The organism is Geodermatophilus chilensis (genome assembly GCF_002802985.1).
Lineage (GTDB): Bacteria > Actinomycetota > Actinomycetes > Mycobacteriales > Geodermatophilaceae > Geodermatophilus > Geodermatophilus chilensis.
The window spans coordinates 1-1703 of the sequence record NZ_NVPT01000337.1 but is presented as its reverse complement, the minus strand read 5'-3'; the positions used below and the strand labels follow the sequence as shown (position 1 = coordinate 1703).

At 73.0% G+C, this 1703-nt stretch carries 2 protein-coding genes; one reads left to right on the top strand and one right to left on the bottom strand.

Annotation, left to right across the window (positions count from 1 at the left end; all coding sequences use genetic code 11):
* A partial coding sequence (locus CNO22_RS26980; protein ID WP_157937163.1) for a transposase occupies positions 1-303 on the top strand: 303 nt, incomplete at its 5' end.
* A gap of 463 nt (positions 304-766) precedes the next feature.
* On the opposite strand, the gene CNO22_RS26975 is transcribed toward CNO22_RS26980, so the two are convergent.
* The coding region (locus tag CNO22_RS26975) for an oxidoreductase (protein ID WP_100502292.1) at positions 767-1703 on the bottom strand (937 nt) is incomplete at its 5' end.

The following is a 1703-nucleotide window of genomic DNA, read 5'->3' as shown; positions in this document are numbered from 1 at the left end:
GGCTACACCGGGCTGTGCCCCACCGTCGATCAGTCCGGCGGGCATGACTGGCGCGGCGAACTGGCCAAGAACGGTCCGAAGTACCTGCGCTGGGCGCTGATCGAGGCGGCCACCCACGCCGCCCGCCACCCCGTCTATCGGGACCGCTACCAGCGCACCAAGACCCGCCTGGACAAGCAGCGCGGGGCGAAGGTCGCCCGCGTCGACATCGCCCGCAAGCTTGCCGAGGCGATCTGGCACATGCTCACCACCACCAAGCCCTTCGCTCCGGCAGGCGCCACGCATAGGGCTCTGGCCGCATAGACGGCCCACGACTGAGATGCGCCACCGGAGCGAAGCCCCTCCCATCCGACCCGGTCCTCCGGCCAGGAGGCGATAGAGAGATGAGCCCGGCTCCCCACCGACCCGAGCGAGCCCCGCCCGGCCCTGAAGAGCAGGCTCCTCTCCGGCGGCTCAGCGAGCCTGCCGCCGGTTCGTCTCGCGTCCAGGTCGTTCGTCCTCGCCGCTGCGCGGCTGCGGGCGCTCCACCCGGACCCGCTCCTCACCGGCGACGATCAACCCTTGCCGCGGAGAGAAGACGACCACCCACGACCCGCTTGACTCCGGCCCCCGTCTTCATAGAGAGCCCCACCGACACCGAGGGCCCCCTCGATCGGATCGAGGGGGCCCTCAGCGGGTGTCCGGTGCCGGGTGGCGGCCGGGACGGCCGACCCCCGAGCGCCTTCCGCGCGCGAAAGGCGGGCTCAGCCGGCGCGAAAGGCGGGGCTCAGCCGGCGCGCAGCGCCTCGAGGGTCGGGTAGTCGATGTAGCCCTCGGCGCCGGGCGCGTAGAAGAGGTGCGCCTTGAGCTCGTTCTCCGGGTGCTCGCCCTTCCACCGCTCGACCAGGTCGGGGTTGGCGATGACCGCGCGGCCCACGGCGACGGCGTCGGCGTGCGACGCCTCGATCAGGCGCACGGCCTCGTCGCGCGTGGTGACCGAGCCGAAGCCGCTGTTGGCGACCAGGTGCCCGCCGAAGCGCTCGCGCAGTTCCTGCACCAGCTCGCCGGCCGGGTCGGAGTGCAGCACCGACAGGTAGGCCAGGCCCAGCGGGCGCAGCTGGTCGAGCAGCGCGCCGTAGGTGGCGCGGACGTCGTCCCGGTCGGTCTCGTAGGCGTCCTGGATGTTGTGCTCAGGGGAGATCCGCAGGCCGACCTTGCCGGCGCCGACCGCCGCGGCCACCGCCGTCACCACCTGGACGACGAAGCGCGCCCGGTTCGCTGGCGAGCCGCCGTACTCGTCGGTGCGCTGGTTGGACGCCGGCGAGAGGAACTCGTGCAGCAGGTAGCCGTTGGCGCCGTGGATCTCCACGCCGTCCAGGCCGGCCTCGATGGCGCGCTTCGAGGCGGAGACGAAGTCCTGCAGGGTCTGGCGGGCCTCGTCGACGGTGAGGGCGTGCGGCACGGGGTAGGGCTGCTTGCCCTTCTCGGTGTGGCCCTCGCCGTCGATGGCGATCGCGCTCGGGGCCACGACGCGGCGGCCGCCGTTGACGTCGGGGTGGGTCACCCGGCCGCCGTGCATCACCTGCAGGACGATCCTGCCGCCCCGCGCGTGCACGGCCTCGGCGACGCGGCGCCAGCCCTCGACCTGCTCGTCGGTGACGATGCCCGGCTGGCCGACGAAGGCCTGGCCCTCGTGGTTCGGGTAGGTGCCCTCGGTGATGATC